Annotated in this window: 16 protein-coding genes; 5 read left to right on the forward strand and 11 right to left on the reverse strand. The window is 69.0% G+C overall.

Annotation, left to right across the window (positions count from 1 at the left end; genetic code table 11):
* Window positions 1–62: 62 nt before the first annotated feature.
* Entirely contained in the window at window positions 63–1,928 is a 1,866-nt protein-coding gene (locus ABGB08_RS09615; RefSeq protein ID WP_347588532.1) for a DUF2075 domain-containing protein, read from the forward strand.
* Here ABGB08_RS09615 and ABGB08_RS09620 read toward each other — a convergent pair.
* The 10 genes from ABGB08_RS09620 to ABGB08_RS09665 all read right to left on the reverse strand — a co-directional run bounded on the left by ABGB08_RS09620 (window position 1,909) and on the right by ABGB08_RS09665 (window position 10,880).
* Complete coding sequence (locus ABGB08_RS09620; protein WP_347588534.1) at window positions 1,909–2,487, reverse strand: phosphoribosylanthranilate isomerase; 579 nt, start codon at window positions 2,485–2,487, stop codon at window positions 1,909–1,911. The two genes, ABGB08_RS09615 and ABGB08_RS09620, sit on opposite strands and share 20 nt — an antisense overlap.
* 15 nt (window positions 2,488–2,502) lie before the next feature.
* Window positions 2,503–2,961 (reverse strand): MarR family transcriptional regulator, encoded by a 459-nt coding sequence (locus ABGB08_RS09625; protein WP_347588536.1) that lies wholly within the window; start codon window positions 2,959–2,961, stop codon window positions 2,503–2,505.
* 1 nt (window position 2,962) lies between these two features.
* Window positions 2,963–3,334 (reverse strand): DoxX family protein, encoded by a 372-nt coding sequence (locus tag ABGB08_RS09630; RefSeq protein ID WP_347588538.1) that lies wholly within the window; start codon window positions 3,332–3,334, stop codon window positions 2,963–2,965.
* Between the two features lie 176 nt (window positions 3,335–3,510).
* Entirely contained in the window at window positions 3,511–4,512 is a 1,002-nt protein-coding gene (locus ABGB08_RS09635; protein ID WP_347588540.1) for an arabinan endo-1,5-alpha-L-arabinosidase, read from the reverse strand.
* Window positions 4,513–4,520: 8 nt separating this feature from the next.
* Entirely contained in the window at window positions 4,521–5,978 is a 1,458-nt protein-coding gene (locus ABGB08_RS09640; protein ID WP_347588542.1) for a family 43 glycosylhydrolase, read from the reverse strand.
* Window positions 5,979–6,207: 229 nt separating this feature from the next.
* Window positions 6,208–6,969 carry a class I SAM-dependent methyltransferase gene (locus tag ABGB08_RS09645; protein WP_347588544.1) on the reverse strand — a complete coding sequence of 254 codons (762 nt, stop codon included), beginning with the start codon at window positions 6,967–6,969 and terminating at the stop codon, window positions 6,208–6,210.
* Window positions 6,970–6,974: 5 nt separating this feature from the next.
* Entirely contained in the window at window positions 6,975–7,964 is a 990-nt protein-coding gene (locus tag ABGB08_RS09650) for a hypothetical protein (protein ID WP_347588546.1), read from the reverse strand.
* Between the two features lie 63 nt (window positions 7,965–8,027).
* A complete protein-coding gene (locus tag ABGB08_RS09655) occupies window positions 8,028–9,515 on the reverse strand; it encodes a hypothetical protein (protein WP_347588548.1) in 1,488 nt (495 codons plus the stop codon).
* A 170-nt stretch (window positions 9,516–9,685) separates the two neighbouring features.
* Window positions 9,686–10,375 carry a zf-HC2 domain-containing protein gene (locus tag ABGB08_RS09660; RefSeq protein WP_347588550.1) on the reverse strand — a complete coding sequence of 230 codons (690 nt, stop codon included), beginning with the start codon at window positions 10,373–10,375 and terminating at the stop codon, window positions 9,686–9,688.
* On the reverse strand, window positions 10,368–10,880 hold the full coding sequence (locus tag ABGB08_RS09665; protein ID WP_155355335.1) for a sigma-70 family RNA polymerase sigma factor: 513 nt from the start codon (window positions 10,878–10,880) through the stop codon (window positions 10,368–10,370). The genes ABGB08_RS09660 and ABGB08_RS09665 overlap by 8 nt, the downstream gene beginning before the upstream one ends.
* Before the next feature lie 116 nt (window positions 10,881–10,996).
* On the opposite strand from ABGB08_RS09665, the gene ABGB08_RS09670 reads away from it, so the two are divergent.
* Genes ABGB08_RS09670 through ABGB08_RS09680 form a run of 3 tightly spaced genes read left to right on the forward strand, consistent with a single transcriptional unit; the run spans window position 10,997 to window position 14,051 of the window.
* Window positions 10,997–12,049: an alpha-hydroxy acid oxidase gene (locus ABGB08_RS09670; protein WP_347588555.1), complete on the forward strand. Its 1,053-nt coding sequence runs from the start codon at window positions 10,997–10,999 to the stop codon at window positions 12,047–12,049.
* On the forward strand, window positions 12,046–12,711 hold the full coding sequence (locus ABGB08_RS09675; protein ID WP_347588557.1) for a sulfotransferase family protein: 666 nt from the start codon (window positions 12,046–12,048) through the stop codon (window positions 12,709–12,711). Before ABGB08_RS09670 ends, ABGB08_RS09675 begins: the two co-directional genes overlap by 4 nt.
* Window positions 12,711–14,051: a cytochrome P450 gene (locus ABGB08_RS09680; protein WP_347588559.1), complete on the forward strand. Its 1,341-nt coding sequence runs from the start codon at window positions 12,711–12,713 to the stop codon at window positions 14,049–14,051. The genes ABGB08_RS09675 and ABGB08_RS09680 overlap by 1 nt, the downstream gene beginning before the upstream one ends.
* Before the next feature lie 292 nt (window positions 14,052–14,343).
* Here ABGB08_RS09680 and ABGB08_RS09685 read toward each other — a convergent pair whose 3' ends face one another.
* Window positions 14,344–14,877 carry a hypothetical protein gene (locus ABGB08_RS09685; RefSeq protein WP_347588561.1) on the reverse strand — a complete coding sequence of 178 codons (534 nt, stop codon included), beginning with the start codon at window positions 14,875–14,877 and terminating at the stop codon, window positions 14,344–14,346.
* 134 nt (window positions 14,878–15,011) lie between these two features.
* Between ABGB08_RS09685 and ABGB08_RS09690 the strand changes: the two genes are divergently transcribed.
* Window positions 15,012–16,538, forward strand: coding sequence for an AMP-binding protein (locus tag ABGB08_RS09690; protein WP_347588563.1), 1,527 nt, complete (start codon window positions 15,012–15,014; stop codon window positions 16,536–16,538).
* The last annotated feature ends 65 nt before the right edge of the window (window positions 16,539–16,603 follow it).

Genomic DNA, 16,603 nt, shown 5'->3' on the forward strand with positions numbered 1-16,603 from the left:
CGTAGCACCTGCGGATAGGCCCCCACCCGCACGAGTCTTCTCGTGCTGCCTGGGGGAAGTCCGTGACGGCGTTGCGGCTGTCTGTCGAGAACCTGCTCGCGTCACCGAACGAGGCCGCGCTGGCGGCGGCGATCGCGGAACATTTGCGGATGACCACCGGGCGCGGGCCGTCTCCGGCGGAGGTCAGGTCCTGGCAGCGGAGCCTGCCCGCGCTCGCGCGCGACCTGGCCGACGCGGGCTTGGACAAGGTCGAGATGCTGGTGGAATACAAACTTCCCCTGACCAGCAGGCGCGCCGACGTGGTCCTGGCGGGAGTCCACCCGCGCACAGGCGCGGATTCGTACGTGGTGGTCGAACTGAAGCAGTGGAGCCGCGCCGAGCCGTCCGAACTGGGCGAACACCTGGTTATCGTGGAAGGCGTCCCCGGCGGGGAGAAGCTCAACCCGGCCGAGCAGGTCCGCCGCTACTGCGAATACATGCGCGACTTCCTCGGCGTCTTCAAGGACAGACCGGACGCCCTGCACGGCGCCGCCTACCTGCACAACGCCATGGATCTCGACATCGACGGCCTGGCCGACCAGGTACGCGACGAGCACAGCCGCCTCTTCACCAAACAACGCCGCGGCGACTTCCTGCGCTACCTGGCCGAACGTTTATCCGGCAAATCCGGCGCCGACGCCGCGGACCGCCTGCTGCACAGTGTCGTGGCGCCAAGCAAGCAACTCATGACGTACGCGGCGAAAGAGATCCGCGACCGCGAGCAGTTCACCCTGCTGGACGAGCAGCAGGTCGCATTCGAGCTGGTGACGCGCGCCGTCACCAGAGCCCGCCGATCCGACACCAAACAGGTCGTCGTGGTCACCGGCGGCCCCGGCAGCGGCAAGAGCGTCATCGCCCTATCCCTGCTGGGCGAGTCACACCGGCAGGGCCGCACCGCCTTGTACGCCACCGGCTCCCAGTCCTTCACCCAGACATTGCGCCGCTACCCCGGCCGCGGCAGCACCCGCATCAAGAACCTGTTCACCTACTTCAACAGCTTCATCGACGCCGAACCCAACAACCTGGAGGTGCTGATCTGCGACGAAGCCCACCGAATCCGCGAGACCTCCACCAACCGCTTCACCCCCGCCGCGAAACGAAACGGCCGCAGCCAGCTCGACGAACTCCTGGCCGCCGCGCGCGTCCCCGTCTTCCTGCTCGACCAGCACCAAGTGGTACGGCCCGGCGAAGTCGGCACCGTCGAACGAATCGAGACCGTCGCCAGAGCCAAGGGCTACGACGTGCACCGCGTCTCCCTCGACGAGCAGTTCCGCTGCGGCGGCAGCCGGAAGTACGAGCGATGGGTGCTGCGCCTGCTCGGCCTGGCCGACGGCGGACCGGAGCTCTGGGACGGCGACGACGACTTCGAGGTACGCCTGGCCGGTTCCCCGCACGAACTGGAAGCCGCCCTCCGCGCCAAGCCCGGCACGGCCAGAATGACGGCCGGATACTGCTGGCCCTGGAGCAACCCGCGCTCCGACGACACCCTCGTCGACGACGTGACCATCGGCGGCTGGGCCCGCCCGTGGAACGTCAAGAAGGACCGCGCCGTCGGCGACGCGCCCCCCAGCATGCTGTGGGCGAGCGACCCCGGCGGTTTCGGCCAGGTCGGCTGCGTCTATACGGCCCAAGGTTTCGAGTACGACTGGAACGGCGTCATCCTCGGCCCCGACCTCACCATCCGGGACGGACGCCTGGCCACGGTACGCGAGGCGAACAGGGACCCCGCCTTCAAAAGCCATCGCTCGGTCCCCGACACCGAGTTCGACCAGCTCGTCCGCAACGTCTACAAGGTCCTCCTGACCAGAGGCATGCGCGGAACGTTGCTCTACGCGGTGGATCCCGATCTCCAGAACCATCTGTCCACGATCATCGACGGGCCTCGGTGACGAACTCGTAGATGAGGTCAGCGTCCTTCCTGCCCTCACGTTCGACCCCGCTGGACACGTCCACCCCCCACGGCCGCGCTTCGGAGATGGCCCTGGACACATTTCGCGAGTCGAGGCCACCCGCCAGCATCCACTTACCCGAGGGCCGGCCGCGAATGGCCGCCCAGTTCCAGGACTCGCCGGACCCAGGCTTGGGAGCGTCCACGATCAGCAATTCCTCGTCGAACGCGCCACACCGCAGATCGGCGTCCGCAGCCACCGCACGCACCAGGGTGAGACCCTTGAGCGCGATGAAGTCGCTGTGCGGATGATTCCCATGCAGTTGTACGGCCCGCACCCCCGCCTCAACCGCCACCGCCCGCACGATCTCCGGCGCTTCACCCGCGAAGACCCCGACCGTGAGCACATGCGGCGGAACCGCCTCCCCAAGCGCCCTGGCCTCGGCCGGAGTGACCCGGCGCTTGCTCGTCGTCAGCACGAAGCCGATCGCGTCGGCGCCCGCTTCCACGGCGGCGGTCACATGGGCGGGTTCCCGCAGGCCACAGATCTTCACGTACACGGCTCAGAACACTAGTCAGTCCGGGGAGCACATGCGCAAGCCGGACATCACCGCTTGAAGGGCGTCGGCGAGGGCGTGGGTCTGGGCGGGGTTGAGGCTGTCGAAGACGAGGCGGCGGACGTCTTCGACGTGTTCTGGGGCGATCTTCTCGACCAGGGAGCGGCCGCTCGGGGTGATCTCGGCGATGGTCACCCGGCCGTCTTCGAGGCAGGGGCGCACGGTGACCAGGCCGCGGTCGCGGAGCTTGTTCATGCGGTGGCTGAGGCGGCTCTGCGACATGTTGAGCATCGAGGCCAGGTCGCTCAGCCGGAAGGGACGTTCGGTGAGGGCGGCGAGCAGGCCGTACTCGATGTGGATGAGGCCGTGGCGGCGCTGGGCGCGTTCGAGTTCGGGCAGCGCGAGCATGGCGAAGGCGAGAAGGCCCTGCCATGCCCGTTGCTCTGTTTCGTCCAGCCATCCGCCCCGTGGTTCCACATCAGAAAGCGTACGTACCGAACCTTCCCCACGCGACGACGGCCGCGAGGGCGAGGAGGACCAGATTGATGGCGATCGCCGGGGGCTCCTTGCGGCGCAGGTGGGTGAGGGCGGCGCCGATCATGACGAGGACGAGGCCGGTGGCGGCGAGGGGGGTGAGGATCGGCAGGATGCCGGTGACGGCGGGCAGGATGAGGCCGATCGCGGCCAGCAGTTCGAGGCCGCCGATCGTTTTGATGGCACCGGGGGAGAAGTCTTCGGTCCACGGCAGGCCCGCTTTGAGCTTCTCCTTGGGCTGGGTGATCTTCATGATCCCGGCACCTCCGAAGAGGGCGGCGAGCAGGCCCTGCAGGACCCACAGGAAAACGTTCACATTAGGCTCCCTTGAAACTTGACGCTTCAAGCTATCGGACGTTACTTGAAGCCTCAAGAACTTAACGGGAAGGATGCGCAGGCGTTACGCCCTCGGCCAGCAAGTGGACTCCCGCCCCCCGGGGGGCGGGGCGGGAGTCCAGTGGGCCGGGGCGTGGTCAGGGCGCCCCGGACGGGTCAGTAGACGAAGGGCCAGGCGGAGGTGTCGTAGGCGATCTTGTTGATGCCCAGGCGGGCGGTGCCCGCGTTGTCGTAGTAGTGGTAGAAGAGGATGTCACCGTCGACGTCGGCGATGACGGCCTGGTGGCCGGGGCCGTGGATGGAGTCGTGACCGGCCAGGACCTGGGTGCCGCCGCCAGAGGTCATGGCGGTTCCGTTGCGGTCGGCGTACGGGCCGGTGATGCTGGTGGAGCGGCCGACCATGATTCGGTAGGTGCTGGAAGCGCCCTGGCAGCAGGTGTCGAAGGACACCCACAGGTAGTAGTACGAGCCGCGTTTGACGATGAAGGGCGCTTCGATCGCGGTGGAGCCGCCGGTGCGCTGGGCGATCGAGTGGAGCGTGGTGCCCGACCGGAGGCCGGTGGTCGAATTGAGCGGGATGAGCTTGATGCCCGTCCAGAAGGAGCCGAAGCTCAGCCACCAGGCGCCGGAGTCGTCGACGATCAGGTTGGGGTCGATGGCGTTGTAGGTGCTGGACGAGGTGGTGCTGATGATCGTGCCCTGGTGGGTCCAGGTGCCGGCGGCGCCGGTCGGGCTGGTGGCCAGGAAGATGGCCGAGTTGCGGGAGCCGAACGTGGAGGCCGAGTAGTACATGTAGTAGCGGCCGTTGCGGTAGGAGATGTCGGGCGCCCAGAGGGTGGCACTCCCGCCGGTGTACGACAGCGTCCAGGACGCTCCGCCGGGGAAGGCCACGCCGGCGTCCCGCCAGGCCGTACGGTCCGTGGAGGTTTTCAGGGAGATGTTGTTGCCGGTGGCCGCGAGGAGATAGCCGCCGGTCGGGGTTTTCACGACCGAGGGGTCGTGGGCGGTGGTGCTGCCGGTGACGACTCCAGGCCCGGGGTACCTCGGTGGAGGTGCCGCCGCGGCGGAAGTCACGGGCAGGATGGCGCCGGTCAACGCCAGGAGAACGGCCACGAGGGCTCCTCCCCAGGTCCGCGCGCCGGGTTCGATGGTCTTCATGGCGTTCCTCACTGGACCGGGTTGAGGGACCACTGCTGGCAGTTGTTGTTCAGCCAGGTCCACAGGCGGACGTTGACGCCGTCGCCGGTGCCGCAGTCGGCAACGTCGGCGACCTTGTTGGTCGCGGCATTGACCAACCTGACGAAACCCGCCGTCGTATGCACGAGGCGGAAACGCTGGCAGGTGTTGTTGAGCCAGCTCCACTGCTGGATGTTGGTGCCGTCGGCGGAGCCGCAGTTGCTCACGTCCAGGACCTTGCCGCTGGCCACGTTGACCAGCCTGCTGGTGTCGTCGCCCTGGTCCTCGACCCGCCAGCGCTGGTTGTTGCCGCCCGTGCAGGCCCACTGCCGCACGTTCGCGCCGTCCGCGCCGGAGCTCGCGTTGACATCCAGGCACTTGCCGCTGTTGCGGTTGACCAGCGTGTACGCGCTGGGAGTGCTCGCCGTCTCGCCGGCCGGAGCGGCGAGCGAGACCCCGGTCCCGACCGGCGTGCCGAAGTTCGGACTGCCATCGGAGTTCCAGCTGAACCGCTGCGCCCGCGTGGTACGGCCGTTGTCGCAACCCCCGCCGGCGGAACTGTTGGCGTGATAGACGATCCAGTTCTCGGTGCCGTTCGGGGAGGTGAAGAAGCCGTTGTGGCCAGGGCCGTACACACTGCCGGACTGCTGGAACACCGGCGTGGACTTCTTGGCCCAGGACGAGGCGCTCAGCGGATTTCCGCCGTTGTACGTGAGCTGGCCCAGACGATAGTTGGGCCCCCAGCACGCGCTGGCGGAGTAGATGATGAAGGTCTGCCCGTTCCGTTGCAGCGCTTCCGGGCCTTCGTTGACCGTGCCGCCCTGGGTCTCCCAGCTGTAGGACGGACTGGAGATCAGGCTGAACGTGCTGCCGCTGATCGTGTACGGGTTGCTCATCGGCGCGATCACCAGGCTCTGCGCGCTGCCGTTCACGAAGCCACTGCCGAGCAGGTAGAGCGACCCGTTGAGCTGCATCGGACTGGCGTCGATGAGCCACCCCCCGGGCGCGAGATTCGAACCGGTCAGGATATTTCGGTATGTGTACGGCCCGAGCGGGTCGCTCCCCGCGCTTTCCAGGACATGCGTGCGCTGGCTGTCACAGCAGGCCGCCCCGATCGCCCCGGCTGAGTAGTACAGATACCACCGGTTGTTGAACATATGGAGCTCCGGCGCCCAGATGTTGGTCCCCCGGGACGCGGTCCCGTCCTGCCAGACCTGCACGCTGGGCGCATTAGCAAGCCCACCCAAAGTCGGAGATTTCCGGATCACGAGCGTGTTCGTGAACGATGTGGTGATCAGGTAGTAGTTGCCGTTGTAGTAGCGCAGCCAGGGATCTGCCCCTTTCTGGGATTTGATGGGATTGGTGTACGACGTGGCCGCCGAGGCGGGGAGCCCGGGGACGAGCCCGAGCAGCAGCACGGCCAGCACGACCAGGCTTTTTCGGATCACCACTCCTCCTTGTGTTAGCGCAATCATTAATGCGCCGGAAAGTGCTCCGATGTTTGCCTGGGATGGTCGGCCCGACAACCGCGGCCTGTCAATGAATCCGAACTATCCGTTCGCCGCGCCAGCGGCTTTATCGACCGCGAATGAAACATTCACCAGATCGCCGTTCGCGACATTGGCTCTTTAGAACGCTCGAATGCCGCCGAACGAACTCTCTTGTGAGCGATAACACCTATTTCCTGCTGGCTATGACAAATAGAACGGGCATGTCGCAGATGCTCGGATCGTCAGCGAACTCGGCCATCCGGGCCAGGTAGCGAACCTCCGCCGCCGGTACCTCCGGATTGAGCGGATTGCGCGCGTAGCTCCGCCACAGCTCGGCCGCGGGCAGCGGTGGCCGGCGCACCACGTCGTCGACGATGCGATCGACACGGAACCCGGCCTTCTCGCACGCGTCCCGGCTGGCACATTCACTGCCGAGCGCCGCCATCGGGTCGGCGACCGTCACGCCCACCTCGGCCGCGCATTCGCGAAACACCCGCGATGACACGGGAAAGCCCGCTCGCATGGCCGAGTACGCCAGCATGCCCCCCGGTTTGAGCACCCGATGCCAGGCGGCCAGCGCCCGTCCGGCGTCCAGGTAGAGCACGCTCGACGAGCACAACACCACATCAAACGACTCGGGGGAGAACTCCAGCAAAGCGGTCGCGTCCGCCTTCTGGTAGCGGATGTTGCGTAACCCCGACTTCGCCAGCAGGGCTTCGGCCTCGCGGAGCATGCCCGCGGAGATGTCCACGCCGACCACCTCGCCCACCGGGCCGATCGCCCGTGCGGCGGCGAGCGCGGCCAGCCCGGTGCCCGTGGCGGCGTCCAGGACGGAGCTTCCCGCCGGCAGCTCCGCCAGCTCCACCAATCGCTCGGCATATCCGACATGCCAGCTCAAATCGCCGTATGTGCTGGCCCGCTGGTCGAAGTACGACTCGTTGAGTTCCATGAGTCTTAGATTGTCGGGAAAACCGGGATCCGGTGCAGGCTGACCTCCAGGACGGTTGCCGTCGCCTTGGGTTCCTCGGTGAAGTAGAACTCGGCGGTCACGTCGCAGCAGTACGGCGCGTCCGGCACCTCCACCCGATAGACCCGGGTATGCGGGCTGTCCCAATGCACCCGAGGCGGCACGAACCCCACCCCCAGCAACGCGTCCAGATCAGCCCGGATCAGCGACGTGGACGACGGCTGGATCTTCACGTACTTGAACCGCCCGCCCCGGCTGCTGATCAGCAACTCGGCGGCCCCGGGAGGCGGCGGCTCCACCGCGACCTCGCCCCGCCGGGGCACCAGCTCGCCCAGCAACCCGAGCGACCCCGCCACCAGCACGGGATCGTCCATGCTCAACCGGCAGAGCGCCTGCGCCCACGACAGCAGCAGCCCGGCGTCCAGCGGCACCCCCGACCGCCGCCGCCCCCGGGCCTCCGCCAGCTCCACCAGATGCCGCGGCACCGGCGGCCGGGCCCACGCGGCCGGCCAGTCCTCCAGGTCGAGATGCTCGTGCCCGTTCACGATCAGCGTGTACAGCGGCTCCGCCGGGAAATCGTTGACCCGGATCACCAGCGCGTCCGCACCGGCGGACGCCTCGTAAGGAAACTCGCCGTCCCCGGTGTGCGCCCACCCGATCGCCGTCGCCGTGTAGTCACGCGGCGACCTGCCCTCGACCAGCGCGGCCAGCTCCCCCAGCAGCTCCTCCGGCACGCACCACGCCTCCTGGTCGCCCAGGCTGACCCGCAGCCGGTTGCCCAGCCGATCGAAGGAGAGCTCCTGGAACCCGATGTCGTGCCCGGCCCTGATCCGGGTGATCACGTCGTGCACGCCCGTGCTGTCCAGCCAGCCGTGCTCGATGGCTCCGACCACGTGATTCCAGCAGTCGCGAAGCCCGGGATCCACGGGCCGGACACGCCGGGCCGCGGCCAGGAGCTGAGGGTCGAGGTCTGGCATGGGGTGGATCCTTTCGACGACCGGCCGCCCGCTCATCTCAACGGACGGCCAGTCGCCGCGGGCTCACGACATCGGATCGGTGATGAGGATGTCGAGAGTGGTGGTGGCGGAGGATGCGGGGAGGCTGGCCGTGCCGATGAGGGCAACGGTAGACGACTCGCCATGCGATGGCGCGGTTTCCAGGTCGGCGGTAAATGTCACAGTAACGGTCTCGCCGACCGGTATCGACCCCGAGCCGAATTCAACCGTGACTCCGGTGGGCAGGCCGAGCCCGGACGAGGCCGGGGCCGGAGCCAGGCTGATCACCTGATGCGAGCCGTTGAGGGGGACCACGGTCACGTGGGTGGTGACCGAACTACCCGCGGGCAGGTCGATGGCGTCGCGCTCGAGCTCCAGCCGGAACCCGGGCGGCGCGACCGGGCGGACGACCAGCGTGTGCGAGGAGGTGCCGAACCCGGGGCGTAGCCCGGCGTCGATCTCCGTCACCCCGGTGAGGCCGGGGACCGGGACCGGGGTCAGCCGGTTGGTCGTGGTGCCGTCGCCGAGCTGGCCCAGATAGTTGAGGCCCCACGACCGCACCGTGCCGTCGCCGCGCCGGGCGGCGCTGAACCAGAACCCGGCCGTGACCTGCGTGACGCCGGTCAGCCCCGGCACCGGGCCCGGCACGTTCCGCGCGGTCGTGGTGCCGTCGCCGAGCTGGCCGCCGAAATTGTCACCCCAGGTCAGCACGGTGCCGTTGGCGAGCGCCGCGATGCTGTGGTTCTCCCCGGCCGCGATGTCGGCCGCGCTCGCCGTGCCGCTCCCGCCGTAGACGTAGCCGGGCACGTTGCGGTTCTCCGAAGTGCCGTCACCGAGCTGCCCGGAGCCGTTCTGGCCCCAGGTGTAGACGGAGCCACTGGACGTCAGGGCCATGCTGTGCGCCATGCCCGCCGCCACCTTGACCACCTTGATGGTGGTTCCGTGCCCCCCGTGCAGGTGCACCGGGACCGGGCTCAGCCTGGTCACCTCGCTCACATCACCGAGCTGCCCGAACTGATTCCAGCCCCAGGCGAAAGCCCGGCCGTCGGACCGTACGGCAAGGCTGTGCGAGGTCCCTGCGGCGACCTCCACGATCGCCCCCAGGCCCGGCACCTGGACCGGCGTGTCCCGGGCTTCCTGGGTGCCGTCCCCGAGCTGACCGTTCTCGTTGGCGCCCCACGCCCAGACGGTGCCGTCGGATCGCACGGCCAGCGTGTGGTCCCTGCCCGCGGCGATCCTGGTGACGCCGGTCAGGCCCGGCACCTGGACGGGCACCGCCGACTGGGACGCACCGCCCCAGGTCCAGACCGTGCCGTCGGCGGCGATGGCCGCGCTGTGGTTGCCGCCCGAGGCGACCTCGACGAAGCCCAGGCCAGGGTCGCGCACGCCGACCGGAGTCACCCGGTTGACCGTGCCCCCGTCGCCCAGCTGACCCGAGGCACCGAAACCCCACGCGGCGGCATGCGTCCACCCGCCCGGGGCGTTCGGCTTCGGGGCGCCCGCCGCCGTACTCACGATGACCGTCGCGGCCATCAGGAAAACCATTCCGGCCGTGCGCGTACGCCGACCGGTTCCGTGCTGTTTGGCCGGCGCGGAAACACTCGACTGATGACGCGACATCGGCTCACCTCCGGTCCCCATTGGACCGGTGCAACGGCAATACGCGACAGTTCCACTTCTGGGTGGAAATCGCGGCGAAGTGGTCAGGTCGATCGCGGCGGGCCGAACCCCGCGATCAAGTGGGTCAGGTCATCCGCGCCGGTCAGGCTGACCTGAGAGATACCCGACACCGGCACATCGATCGTGCCCCCCCAGGCCCCGGCCCCCGCCTGCACCATGATCGTGCCCAGTGTCTCGTTCCGCCCGTCCCGCGTGGTCAACCGGACCGTGTACGGCCCGCCGGTCGTGCCGTACTGCACGGTAATGAAGATCCACGAGGGTTTGCCCTGGTACGCGAAGATCCGTCCCGCGGTGCTGCCGTCCGGGGCGGCGAAGGTCTTGGCCGTCATGTAACGCCCGTTGGCGGCCGCCAGCGTACGGCGGTAGCTGTCGGCCATCCGGCGGTCGTCGGCGGTGACCTGCCACATCCCAACCCCGCCCAGCACCACCGCCACCAGGAACGCCGCCACCAGCCGCAGCCTGCCCCGCCAGCGCCGGCGCGGCGGGTTCAGCGCGGCCAGCACCTTCAGCTCGAATCCCGGCGGCGGCTCCACCGCGGGCGCCAGCGGCAGCAACTCGTCCACCACGAACGCCGCCGCCTCAAGCTCGCGGTGGCAGTCGGTGCAGCTGGCCAGATGCCTGAGGGCGCGGGCCCGCTCATCGCCCGCGGCCACCCCGGCGGCGAGCTCGGGGATCAGCTCCCGGACGGCCGCGCACTCCGGTGTCTCAGTCATCGCTCACCCCCAGCTCATGCCGCAGTTTCGCCAGGCCTCTCCTGATCCGGGTCTTGACGGTGCCGAGCGGGATGCCCTCCCGGTCGGCTATCTCCTTAGCGGTCAATCCGTAAAATACTGACATCACGATGGGGCGGCTCTGTTCCAAGGGCAGCGCCTGTAATCCGGCGCGGAGCTGGTCGGATCCGTACGGATCGGTCTCGAAGGGATCCTCGGTCGCGGCGGGCTGGAGCGCCCGCAGCAGCGGTTCGGGGTCGGCGCGATGTTTGTGGCGCAGCCGGATGGCGTCCACCGCCAGATTACGGGTGATCGTGAGCAGCCACGTCGCCACCCGCCCCCGCCGGGGATCGTAGGTCGCGGCATGCCGCCACACCCGGACAAACGCCTCCTGCGCCACCTCCTCGGCCAGGCCGGTATCGCCCACCACGCTCAGCGCCAGCCCGAACACCCGGGCCTGAAACCTCCGGACGAAGGCCGCAGCGGCCTCCGCGTCGCCCGAAGCCATCCCCGCGACGAGAGATTCATCCGACAGTGCCACACGCCTACGACGAATCCCGAAGCCAACCGGTTCAGTGAATCTTTTACTGATTTTTCTCCGTATTACCGGGCGTGGAGGCCAACGTGAACGTGCGGGACTTCGAGGCGGCCGCGAAAGCCGTCCTCGACCCGGTGCATTTCGACTACTTCGCGTCCGGTGCGCAGGACGAACTCACCGTACGGGCCAACGAGGCGGCATTCCGGCGCCTCGCCCTGGTGCCCCGGATCCTGCGCGGCCACAAACCCCCTCGTCTCGGCCGCACCGTGCTCGGCAGCCAGGCCTCCATGCCGATCATGATCGCGCCCACCGCATTCCACCGGCTCGCCCACCCCGATGGTGAGCGGGCCAGCGTCAGGGCCGCGGCCGAGGCGGGGGTCATCATGATCGCCGCCATGCTCGCCACCGTGGCGATCGAGGACATGGCCGACGAGGCCCGCAAGGTCGCCGACGACCCCGCCCTCTGGTTCCAGCTCTACCTCCAGCCCGACCTGGGCTTCACCGAGGCGATCGTCCGCCGCGCCGAAGCGGCGGGTGTCGCCGCCCTGGTCGTCACCGTGGACTCCCCGGCCCTCGGCCGCAACGAGCGCGGCGACCGCAACGACTTCCACGACCTGCCGCCCGGCATCCGCTGCGAGAACCTCCGCGAGGCCGGCGGCGACGTGCGCGGCGTGGTGCTCTCCCCGGAGATCTCCTGGCGGCACCTCGACTGGCTGCGCGGCATCACCACGCTGCCGATCGTGCTCAAAGGCGTGCTGCACCCGGCCGACGCCGAACTCGCCCAGCGCCGCGGCATCGACGCGATCATCGTGTCCAACCACGGCGGGCGGCAGCTGGACGGCACCCCGCCCGCCGTCGACCGGCTGCGGGTGATCGCGGACACGGTCGGCGGCGAGCTCCCGCTGCTGGTCGACGGCGGCATCCGGCGCGGCACCGACGTGGTCAAGACGCTCGCCTTGGGCGCGACCGCCGCCGCGATCGGCCGCCCCGTGCTGTGGGGTCTGGCCGCGGGCGGCGAGGTAGGCGTCGCCCGGGTGCTCGACCTGCTCCGAATCGAGCTGCTCAACGCGCTCACGTTATGCGGCTGCGACTCGGTCGAGTCGGTGCCGCGCGATCTCGTCATCCAAGGAGCCATGTGAAGATCATCGGAGCCGGTGTCGGCCGGACCGGGACGCTCTCCCTCAAGTCGGCGCTGGAGGTGCTCGGCCTCGGGCCCTGCTTCCACGGCCGCCACGTGCTCGACCATCCGGAACGGCTCCCCCTGTGGGAAGCGGCCTCCGAAGGCCGCCCGGTCGACTGGACGGCCGTGTTCCGCGGCTACCGCTCCACCGTGGACTGGCCCGGCGCGGCCTACTGGCGGGAACTGCGCGCCGCCTTCCCGGACGCGAAGATCATCCTCACCGTCCGCGAACCCGACGGCTGGTACGAAAGCGTCAACCGCACCATCTACCCCATGTTCGGCAGCGGCGCCGACCCCCGCGCCCAGCACGCCCTGCGCGTCGTGCCCGGACTCGACGTGTTCACCGCCTTCCACCGGCGCATGATCTGGAACGGCTTCTTCGGCGGCAGGTTCGCCGACCGCGACCACGCCATCGCCGTCTACCAGCAGCACAACGCGGCCGTCATGCGGGAGGTCCCCGCCGATCGGCTGCTGGTCATCCAGCCCGGCGACGGCTGGCAGCCGCTGTGCGACTTCCTCGGGCTGCCGGTGCCGGTCGAACCGTACCCGCATCTCAACGACCCCGACCGGTTCTGGGGGCGGGTGGCGGCGCGGATGGCGGAAGCGCTCCAGGAGGGCTGATGGTGCCGCTCATCGGGGCCATGCTGGTGGTGGCGAGCCTGCCGTACTGGGTGCCGAGAGCGGTGATCGCCCTGCGGATGTGGATCTTCGCCAGGATCAACGGCGAGGAAGGCATCCCGATCCCCGGGGACCTCGTCCCCGTCGAGCGGTTCCGCCAGGTCTACGCGGATCCCGCCGCCAATGGGCGAAGCCACGGCGCCAAGCTGTCCGACCTGTTCTGGTACTGGCTGTCGCCGGGCGCCGAAATCCACCAGGAACACCTGGAACCCGGCGAACGCTACGACGAGGTCGCCCGCGCCACGCGCCGCTTCCTCTCCCTGCCCACCGCCGACGTCACCGCCCTCGCCGTCCGCTGCGCCGGCCGCGCCCAGATCCGCCGCTCGGTACGGCTACGCGACCTGATGATGCCCGTCTGGGCGGAATTCTTCTACGAACTCGTCTTCGCCGAACGCTGCCCCCGCCACGCCCGCGACCTGATCGTCGCCAACGCCGACGACGTGGTCACCGCGCTCAAATTCTGCGGCCTGCGCCACATGGACCGCCGTCACCGCCTCACCGCCTACCTCGAAACCCGCCTCGACGACGTACGGCATCCGCTTCCCGCCGGCCTCACCCGCCACGAGCAGGCCCTCTACCTGCAGGGCACGTTCTTCAACACGGCCGTCGTGCAGCAGTCGGAGGCGTCCGCGCACATCCTCATGTCCCTGGCCAGGCACCCCCACGGCGACCTCGCCCACATCATCGAGGAGACCTTCCGGCTCTACCCGCTGTTCGGCATCGCCCACCGCGTCACCTCCGCCGACATCACGGTCGACGAGACCACCGTGCTGCCCGCCGGATCCGTGCTTTGCTTCAACTACCCGGCCTTCCACCGGGCCGGATTCGAGCGCCCCGACGAGTTCGACCCCAGCCGGTGGGAAAGCCTGTCGGTAAAGCACGCCAACCACATCCCGTACGGGATCGCCGCCAATCGCCCCTGCCCAGCCTGGCGGCTCTCCCCGATCGCCCTCCGCGCGGCGACCGCCGAGCTGCTCCGGCGCCACAGCTTCCACAGCACGGCCGCCCACACCCGCTCGCTGCCCAACCGCGGACCCTGCCTCGTCCTGCCGCGCGGCTCCCGGCCCTCCCCGCTCGCCCTGGCGTTCATCAGGATCAGGGATCGCTGGGAAGACGTCGCACTCGGGCTCGTCCAGCTCTGCCTGGGCACCTACATGGTCTGGGACGCCCGGCGCGAGCGGCTGTGTGAGCGCCACTTCGCCGCCAGCGGCCACAGCAGGCCGACCCCCGCGAGCAGCAGCAGCGAGGTGACGATCCACTCGCTGGAACCGCCGGGGCCGTAGACGTAGGCGCGGCGGCCGATGTCTATCGCGGGCACGCGCTGGCCCTGGGTGAGGGTGGCGCTGCCGTACAGGTAGACGTCGCGGTTCTCGCCGTCGACCGTGAACGTGCCGTACCAGGTGCAGGCCTCGTGGCCGAGGTGGGAGACACACCGGGAGAAGCCGGCGGTGAACGTGCCCTGAACGCCCTCCGCCCGGGCCGCCCGCAAGGCCGGGCCGATGGCCGGCACGGCCAGCGCCAGCAGGAGCACCGCCGCCGCGGTCGCCACGGCGACGGTGAACCCCGACGGCCCGCTCAGGCGCGCGCGCACGTGCAGGCGGCGTCGTCGGACGGCTTACGGTGCAGGATCGCCGCCACCACCATCGGGATGAAGACCAGCGTGTTGTAGAACAGGTGCAGCTCGACCCGGGGCACGATCAGCTGCACGATGCTGGTCGGCACGGGCTTGCCCGCCAGGAACAGCCCCGACTGCGCCTGGAAGAGCAGAAGCAGGTGCTCCAGGTGATGCCAGACCTGGATGCCGAGCGAGATGTTCCACCACGTTCGAGCCGTTCCCGTGAACCCCTTGCGAAGCACGATCAGACCGACGAGCATGATCAACGCGTACCCGTAGTGCAGCGCCTCGGACTTGATCACCCACGGGAAAACCTGGCCCAAAACGCCGCGCGATTCGGGAACCGGCCAGCCCAGACCCCAGATCTGGATGGCCTGGACGATGTGCTCGGCCCAGTGGGCGATGACGATGAACAGGAAGACATTGAGCGCTGTGCGGTGACCCCCCGCGTTGAGGGACTGCCACCTACCCCCACGGATCGGAATAGCCGTCATCGGCGTCTCCTTGGTAATTGTCTACCTTGGCACTCTGTTGTACGGGAAATGGGTGGCCTGGAGATTCCTCGGCGTGGCCTGAATCCCGTGACTTTCCCCTGCCGTATTACCGATGACCCCTCAGGAGGAGATCGATGTTCCCGGCCCCCGTACTTGACGCGCTGCGGATATCGCCGAGCCGTACCGCCATCGAGCACGGAGGGCGCGAGATCACCCGCGGTGACCTCCTCACCGCCGTCGCCCGCATCGCCACCGGCCTACGCGCCGCCGGCCTCGGCCCCGGCAAGGGCGTCGCCATGATGACCGGCACCTCTCCCGACGCCTACGCCGCCCACCTGGCCGCCCACGCCCTCGGCTGCCGCGTCGCCGCCTTCCGCCCCCGCTGGAGCGGCGACCAAATCGCCCACGCCCTCGCCTACCATGTCGACGCCCTCATCGTCGATCCCGGAACCCATCCCACGTACCTGAAGGTCCCGAGCCCCGACCCCGGCGCCCGCTCCACTGATCTGAAGGTCCCGGACCTCGACGCCCGCGTTGGCCACCGCGTCCAGGTCTTAGACACCGCCACATTGCTTGACCACCCGGCCGACCCGCTCGCCCTCGACGCCCGCCCCGGCGATATCGCCCGGCTCACCTTCACCAGCGGCAGCACCGGCCAGCCCAAAGGCTGCGCCCAGACCTACCGCGCCTTCAGCCTCGCCTACCAACGCGACGACTGGCCCCCGCAGCTGACGTCATTGATGACCCACTTCCAGCGCTGCCTCGTCCACGAGAGCCTGGCCAGCCCCGTCATGATGACCTACCTCGGCCGCTGCCTCGTCACCGGCGGCACCGCCATCATGACCAGCGGAGACCTCACCCCCGACCTCATCGAACGCCACCGCGTCACCGCCACCATGATGCCCCCACCCCGCCTCCACGTCCTGCTCGCCACCCTCCACCAGCGCCCCGCCGACCTCTCCACCCTGCGCGCCGTCGTCCTGGGCGGCTCCCCGGCGGACCCCGGCCTCCTCACCGCCGCCATCGACCGCCTCGGCCCGATCATCTGGCAGGGGTACGGCCAGGCGGAAGCTGGCGTCATTTCCATGCTCACCCCCACCGACATCGCCGCCTGCCCCGACGCCCTCACCACAGTTGGCCGCCCCCTCCCCACCGTCGAACTCAACATCCGCAGCGACCGCCCCGCCACCCCCGGCGAGATCTGGGTCCGGAGCCCCCACATGATGACCCGCTACTGGAACGACCCCGACCAGACCGCCGAGGTCCTGCAAGACGGCTGGCTCCACACCCGCGACATCGGCTACGTCGGCCCAGACGGCCTCCTCCGCCTGACCGGCCGCAGCCGCGACGTCATCCTCGTCAACGCCGAAGTCTGCTATCCCACCGCCATCGAACGCGTCCTCACCGCCCACCCCTCCGTCTCCGCCGCCTACGTCACCAGCACCCCCGACCCCACCACCGGCGAAGCCATCCACGCCTTCGTCGTCCCCACCCCCGACCACCAAATAGACAACGAAGCCCTTCAGTCCCTCATCCAGTCATCCCTGAGCAAAGCACACACCCCCAAGACGATCACCGTCCTCACATCCGTCCCCACCACCCCCGCCGGCAAGCCCGACAAGCGCGCCCTCGCCACGTTGCTGCCCCTCCTCAACCCTTGATTCGTCTTGGGCGAGCTCACTTTCATTGCGGTGGCTCGTTCTTCGCGATGACCATAGAGTGATAT

This window comes from Acrocarpospora sp. B8E8 (genome assembly GCF_039871605.1).
Taxonomy (GTDB): domain Bacteria; phylum Actinomycetota; class Actinomycetes; order Streptosporangiales; family Streptosporangiaceae; genus Acrocarpospora; species Acrocarpospora macrocephala.

Bases quoted from the DNA above. Each gene is read 5' to 3' on its own strand.
- ABGB08_RS09635 (WP_347588540.1), bottom strand. From the start codon at position 4,512: ATGAAGACCATCGAACCCGGCGCGCGGACCTGGGGAGGAGCCCTCGTG.
- ABGB08_RS09645 (WP_347588544.1), bottom strand. From the start codon at position 6,969: ATGGAACTCAACGAGTCGTACTTCGACCAGCGGGCCAGCACATACGGC.
- ABGB08_RS09650 (WP_347588546.1), bottom strand. From the start codon at position 7,964: ATGCCAGACCTCGACCCTCAGCTCCTGGCCGCGGCCCGGCGTGTCCGG.
- ABGB08_RS09655 (WP_347588548.1), bottom strand. From the start codon at position 9,515: ATGGCCGCGACGGTCATCGTGAGTACGGCGGCGGGCGCCCCGAAGCCG.
- ABGB08_RS09660 (WP_347588550.1), bottom strand. From the start codon at position 10,375: ATGACTGAGACACCGGAGTGCGCGGCCGTCCGGGAGCTGATCCCCGAG.
- ABGB08_RS09665 (WP_155355335.1), bottom strand. From the start codon at position 10,880: ATGGCTTCGGGCGACGCGGAGGCCGCTGCGGCCTTCGTCCGGAGGTTT.
- ABGB08_RS09680 (WP_347588559.1), top strand. From the start codon at position 12,711: ATGGTGCCGCTCATCGGGGCCATGCTGGTGGTGGCGAGCCTGCCGTAC.
- ABGB08_RS09685 (WP_347588561.1), bottom strand. From the start codon at position 14,877: ATGACGGCTATTCCGATCCGTGGGGGTAGGTGGCAGTCCCTCAACGCG.
- ABGB08_RS09690 (WP_347588563.1), top strand. From the start codon at position 15,012: ATGTTCCCGGCCCCCGTACTTGACGCGCTGCGGATATCGCCGAGCCGT.